This window comes from Wolbachia endosymbiont of Wuchereria bancrofti (genome assembly GCF_002204235.2).
Classification (GTDB): Bacteria; Pseudomonadota; Alphaproteobacteria; order Rickettsiales; family Anaplasmataceae; genus Wolbachia.
The window spans coordinates 53,817-59,950 of sequence record NZ_NJBR02000002.1 but is presented as its reverse complement, the minus strand read 5'-3'; the positions used below and the strand labels follow the sequence as shown (position 1 = coordinate 59,950).

The 6,134-nt window shown below is 34.2% G+C and carries 8 protein-coding genes; 4 read left to right on the top strand and 4 right to left on the bottom strand.

Annotation, left to right across the window (positions count from 1 at the left end):
- The 4 genes from CCY16_RS05745 to CCY16_RS00305 all read left to right on the top strand — a co-directional run.
- Nucleotides 1-196, top strand: a 196-nt coding sequence (locus CCY16_RS05745; protein WP_218916631.1) for a hypothetical protein, incomplete at its 5' end; no start/stop codon positions are given.
- Between the two features lie 378 nt (nt 197-574).
- Nucleotides 575-1,075, top strand: a complete 501-nt coding sequence (gene nuoE / locus CCY16_RS00315) for an NADH-quinone oxidoreductase subunit NuoE (RefSeq protein ID WP_088414037.1) — start codon at nt 575-577, stop codon at nt 1,073-1,075.
- Nucleotides 1,076-2,266, top strand: coding sequence for a tRNA guanosine(34) transglycosylase Tgt (gene tgt / locus CCY16_RS00310; RefSeq protein WP_088414035.1), 1,191 nt, complete (start codon nt 1,076-1,078; stop codon nt 2,264-2,266).
- Nucleotides 2,267-2,355: 89 nt separating this feature from the next.
- The gene (locus CCY16_RS00305; RefSeq protein WP_088414049.1) at nt 2,356-3,861 is read left to right on the top strand and encodes a proton-conducting transporter transmembrane domain-containing protein; all 1,506 of its coding nucleotides are present in this window, start codon (nt 2,356-2,358) and stop codon (nt 3,859-3,861) included.
- A gap of 27 nt (nt 3,862-3,888) precedes the next feature.
- Here the strand turns inward: CCY16_RS00305 and virB9 are convergent, their stop codons facing one another.
- From virB9 to CCY16_RS05260, 4 genes are all read right to left on the bottom strand, one after another.
- Nucleotides 3,889-4,674, bottom strand: a complete 786-nt coding sequence (virB9, locus tag CCY16_RS00300; RefSeq protein ID WP_088414033.1) for a P-type conjugative transfer protein VirB9 — start codon at nt 4,672-4,674, stop codon at nt 3,889-3,891.
- 314 nt (nt 4,675-4,988) lie between these two features.
- Nucleotides 4,989-5,120 carry a hypothetical protein gene (locus CCY16_RS06585; RefSeq protein WP_281250486.1) on the bottom strand — a complete coding sequence of 44 codons (132 nt, stop codon included), beginning with the start codon at nt 5,118-5,120 and terminating at the stop codon, nt 4,989-4,991.
- A 78-nt stretch (nt 5,121-5,198) separates the two neighbouring features.
- Complete coding sequence (locus CCY16_RS05870; protein WP_245800650.1) at nt 5,199-5,279, bottom strand: hypothetical protein; 81 nt, start codon at nt 5,277-5,279, stop codon at nt 5,199-5,201.
- Nucleotides 5,280-5,858: 579 nt separating this feature from the next.
- Nucleotides 5,859-6,047, bottom strand: a complete 189-nt coding sequence (locus CCY16_RS05260) for a hypothetical protein (protein WP_143696887.1) — start codon at nt 6,045-6,047, stop codon at nt 5,859-5,861.
- Between the last annotated feature and the right edge of the window lie 87 nt (nt 6,048-6,134).

Below are 6,134 nucleotides of genomic sequence, written 5' to 3'. Positions count from 1 at the left end.
TGAGAAATCCTTTTCTAGTGATTACGTTAAATATCATATTTTTCATGAATTTACCCATTGTATTCAGTTTCTTGAGTTTTATCAGCTAGTAATTGAGGATTTTCCGTCAAAACTTCAATTACCAGTTTTTAAAGAAACTGCAGACTTTATAGCGTGTGAAAAAACATATAGTGGGCTTGAAAAAAGCTATATGTAAGTCTCGTTTTAAGCAGGGGTTGGTTAGGTTAAATCCGAACACTTAAGTTTATACAATATATATTATGGTTATTATGATCAAACACATGATAATCCCTATAAAACAGGGATTGTAGTATCAAAATACTTGAGTGATCAGCATTCTGAGGCGATTGTTAAACAGTTTTGCTGCACTGCATAAGGAGATTATAAGTGTTACCATGATCTGCAAAATGAAATATAAGAAATGAGTAGGAACAAAGAGTTCACAGACTGGGTAAATAAATAATTATCACTCTGCAGATAGTATGATGCTATAGAACGCTGTTTCTCAAAAATCAGCAATTGCAATTGTTAGCTCTTCAAGTATAATCTATTGAGATTTACATGAGCTTTACGGATGAAAGGAAAAGAAGAGCAGTTTAGTTTTACGTCAGAAAATCTCAAAAAAGCAAAAAAATTTATAGAGGTGTACCCAAAAGGCAAAGAAGGCAGTGCTGTTATGCCTTTACTATATCTTGTTCAAGAGCAATGTGGATGGGTTCCTGAACCTGCTATGTGCTACGTTGCTGACATGCTGAATATTCCACATATTCGTGTATATGAAGTGGCAAATTTTTATACCATGTATAATTTAAAACCAGTGGGTAAATATCTGATACAAGTTTGTAGGACAACTCCTTGCTGGTTGTGCAGTAGTGAAGAAATTTTAAATACCTTTAAAAAGAAACTTGGAATTAACATAGGTGAAACTACTAAGGACAATCTGTTCACTTTAAAAGAAGTTGAGTGCTTTGGTGCATGTGTCAATGCTCCTGTTGTGCAGATCAATAATGGTTTTTATGAAAATCTTACTCCTGAAAAGGTAGAAAGCATTATAGCAGAACTTTCTAATAAATAGATGAGAGGAGACTTTGCATTCAAGATAATTAAACAATCAAATTCTGCAAGAACTGGAACAATTAAAACTCCGAGTGGAAACATAGAAACACCAGCATTTATATTTTGTGCAACAAGAGCTGCAATTAAAGCTGCAGATATTGAAAGGATCAGTGAAGCAGGTACTCAAATAATACTTTCTAACACCTATCATCTAATGCTCCAACCAGGGGAGAATACTGTTGCAAAACTCGGTGGTCTGCACAAGATGATGGGATGGAATGGGCCAATGCTAACTGACTCAGGTGGATACCAGATATTTAGTTTGGGACACGGATCAGTTTCGGAAGAGATAAAGGGAATAAGAAAAAAACAAAAAACTCTGATTAAAATTGGTGAGGATGGGGCAATTTTTCGTTCTTACATTAGTGGTAAAGCTTATTGTTTAACTCCTGAGAGATCTATACAAATTCAGCAGAAATTAGGTGCAGATTTAATTCTAGTTTTAGATGAATGCACTCCGTTTCACGTCAGCAAAGAATATACACGAAGATCAATGCTCATGAGTCACAAGTGGGCTGAGCGTTCTTTGAATGAATTTGGAAAAGATGATAATGGCAAACAAGCGCTGTATGGAATTAGCCAAGGCGGAGTATACCAAGATTTGCGTAGAGAAAGTTGTTATTTTATTAATAATTTACCATTTTTTGGTCAAGCGATAGGTGGGTCGCTTGGTCGAAGTAAAGAACAGATGTATGATGTAGTTTCCTTTACTATGGAGCACTTAAAAAAAGATAGGCCCACTCATTTGCTTGGTATTGGTAGAATCATGGATATTTTTCATGCAGTAGAGACTGGAATTGATACATTTGATTGCGTACATCCAACCCGCTTGGCAAGACATGGTGGTGCACTTATTAAAGTGAAAAATAGAAATGCCATTTCTTCAAGGTACAAAGAGCATATTAATTTGCGAAATCAACAATTTGAACTAGACGGTAATCCAATTGAGAGTGATTGTTTATGTTTTACCTGCAGAAAATATTCGAGAGCTTATATACATCATTTATTGAAAACTAAAGAACTGCTAGCCTATACTCTCGTTACCATTCACAATGTTTTCTTTATGAATAAACTGATGAAGTCGATAAGACAAGCAATATTAGATGATAGGCTGGATCAGGAGAAAAGTAATTGGATTGGTGAAGTATAGTTAGTTGACTATGAAGTATGGAAACATAGCAGTTTTCTGTGATTTGAGTATAATTCTAACTTTACCTAATTAAAAAGATGAATTATTTGGTGGACTATATTTTAGCATCTCTTTCCTTACCATTTTTTATTACTGAAAATTATTTGTTAATTACTGCACTGGTTCCGCTTTTAAGCGCAGTAATTATTCTTTTTACTGGCAAATGGCCTACGGTAAGCAATGGCATTACTGTTGCTTCTTCTGTGCTTCTATTTGCATATACATGTTTATGCACTTTATATTGGGCATATGGCGATCATTCTCAGTTTATCCTCATGAATTTTGGCAACAATTTGCATGTTAGTTTAAAGCTAGAGTCTACTGGAGTAGTGTTTAGTTTATTAATATCATTTTTATGGATATTAACCAGTATATACACAATATATTATATGCAGAACAACTATCCTGATAGTAATTACTCAGATTTCCTATGCTTTCTTTTGGTATCGATCAGCTGTACAATGTTTATTGCTTTTTCCGGCGATTTGCTTACTACGTTTGTTTTTTATGAACTTTTGACTATCAGTACTTACCCTCTTGTTACTTATAACGCAACAAATGAGTCAACAATAGCTGGACGTTATTATTTTGGTGTGTTGTTTTTTTCTTCCTTAGTACTGTTTTTTCCAGTTCTTGGTCTCTTGTATAATGAATTTCATACTTTAGACTTTGTGAACAGTGGAATATTTGAATTTGATACCTCACTCGTTACTTTTACTGCAGTGTGTTTTACTATGCTAATTTATGGCTTAGGCAAAGCTGCATTAATGCCAATGCATTTTTGGTTACCAAGGGCGATGGTTGCACCAACTCCTGTAAGTGCATTGCTACATGCTGTTGCTGTTGTAAAATCTGGGGCTTTTATTATCATAAAAGTCATATTATACACTTTCGGTATCGATAATCTGCAGCGCTTTGCACAACAAAATTGGTTTGCTGGAGGGTGGCTTCCGTATGCTGCAGGATTTACCATCATTGCTGCTTCACTTATTGCATTAAAGCAGAAAGAATTGAAAAAATTGCTTGCTTACTCTACTGTTTCTCAGTTGTCATATATTATACTATTTGCTTCAATTTTTAGCGACCTCAGTGCAAGAGTTGCAATTTTTCAATTAGTTTGTCACGCATTTGCAAAAATCACTTTATTTTTCATTGCAGGCAGTATAATAACGAAAACAGGTGAAAAATATATAGATAGAATGCACGGCATAGGACGAAGTATGCCAATTACCATGGTAGCATTTGCTATAGGTGCGTTATCTATGATAGGAGTGCCACCTGCTTCAACTTTCTGGGGTAAGTTTCTCATTTTTCAAGCTGTTTTTAACTCTGGTAATATAGCACTTTCTGTGTTTGTCACTCTAGTATTAACTGTAGGCACTGTACTCAATGCTATGTACTTTTTGCCAATAATTTACAACGCTTTTTTCTCAAAATCTTCCAAGAATTTTTTTATTAAAAAAACACCTGTTTTTCTAATTTTACCACCAGTTATCACTGCGATATGTACTTTTATTATTTTCCTTGTGACACCATTTATTTTGCCACTTTGCTGAACAGATGTGACTTTGAGTTTATATTAGTCACTTACCCTTTGCAAAAGGCATGTTTTCGTTAAATAAACAGACTGTACTTGATCCGTTTCTTAAGGTAAACACCGAGCCTACTCTTTCAATTATAAGGTAATCATCAACTGTACGGAAATTTACTAGAGACTCATACCCTGCAGAATCAACCATAAAAACTGCCGGAAAATCAGAATTTACCTTATTAAATTGCAGATATGTAAATCTCCCGTCATCGAAGGCTTTAGTTGGTATTATTGACTGGCTGCCCTTAACATGTGAGATGGAATAATTAAAATTTATGCCCTTCTTTACAACTTCAATATCATTTATATCGGGAATAGTGGTAGGGTTAGCTTGTTCAAGGATATCACCATTGTTTGTTGTGTAAATTTCATCACTGCTAAATAGTGGATAAAGAAATCTTACTTCGTATGCTAATCTTGGATCATCCAATCCGGTTGCTTCCTCAGCATGAAGTTCAAAGTAATAGACTCTTTTGTTAGTAATTACAGTTGCGTTAGTGTCAGCAATATCATCTATAGGCTTGATAAATAACCTGTTACCTTGAGGAACAAGCTGCCAACCAGTTGGATCACCCATTGAAAGGTTTTGTATTGTCTCACCTGGTTCAAACAATATACTGGATTGGTAACCATAAAAACCAGTGTACTTATGTATAGCCTGTGGATTATAGTTTATTACCTTTATGTGACTGTCTGCAGCTATTGAACGTGGTTCCTGTTTTGCAAATGCGTCACCACCACAAAAAAGCAATAGTACAACAAGCAGTAAGCTAATCATGATATTAAAACTATATACTAATCCTCATTTTATCATTGAGAGACATGAACTGCAACTGTTAAGGCATCAACTCTTATGTACTACTTATTTGTCATTTCTTCAAACTCACCAATTAAAGTTCTCATGTCTTTTGGTAAGTCAGATTTAAATTCTACATATTTTTTACTTTTTGGATGATATGAACCTAGTTTATAGATGTGTATGCTTGTCCATTGAATTTACAGATAAAGTCGGAGCTTTTAACGTATTTTTACACTTTTGCTACTTATTTTTTCCGTAAACTTGTTCACCGACAATGGAATGTCCTATGTGACTCATGTGTACTCGATTTGGTGTGTTCTATCTGTTTCTAAAACACATCTAACTAGGCTTGCTTGCCCTATAACTTTCTGCACTGAGTAATGGGTGACTGCTAACTTGCCAATTATTTTTGTTACGTACATCATTTCTTTATTTACCACGTTGGGAGCAATATTAGTTTTTATAGTTTCCAGGTTAAAAAGTAATATTACCTAAACTACTGCTCAATATTCACGCTTTATTTCACGATTTAATAATATTTCAGACAGAAAACTATGGATTTTCTCATTTTTTGCAATTACCATTAGTCCACTACTGATATCTTTATCGAGTCTATGAACAATTCCTGGCCTTACATGGATATATAGGATTTTACTAAGATGCCGATAACTGTATTTAAGAGCGTGTCATTGTTTGTTCCAGCACCTGAGTGAACGGTTAGTCTACTTTATTTGTTGAGAACTATAATGTCCTCATTTTTGTAGATGATATCAAGTTTTATGTTGTGATTAGGCTCAATTAATGTAGATTCGTTGTTAAAAGCAAGATGCATTACATACTCCTCACCTAGTTTTACTACGTGATCGTTATTAGTTATGGGCACGCTGAGTAACTTTACTTACTCATTTTGTATCAATCTTTGAGCTTTACTGCATGATATATTGCGTTTTTCAGCTATATAGGTAGCTAATCTTCATTTTTCTCAGCACTATTGATATTTGAGGTTTTATCTTGTGGCAACTAACCTACTTCGTTAACTGAGCTATATTGTGATCTACCTTGAGATTAAAAAAACTTTCTGTAGTGCCTGGACCCATGAATTTTCTTATACTTCAATTTAGTTAATTGTATATGAAACAGACTTCAAAAACGAGCTTTTTGGCTCAAATGCACATGCCGGGGCTGCGGTTAGAACACACTTTATTAATCTTTATGTTGTGATTTGTTAACCAAATTGAATGTGTACTATATGTTTCTAGGTCAGCATGTTTAATAATTTGAGTGTTACAAGCTGGATAGTCAAATTTGCTTAATTGAACTATTAGATCAACATTGTTACAATTTTCTAACATATCTTCTTTTTTATAAGCTAGCAGCACTGATTTATCGTTTCCCTTGTTGTGTATATAACTATAATTATAGCATTTTAATCTTTTGTC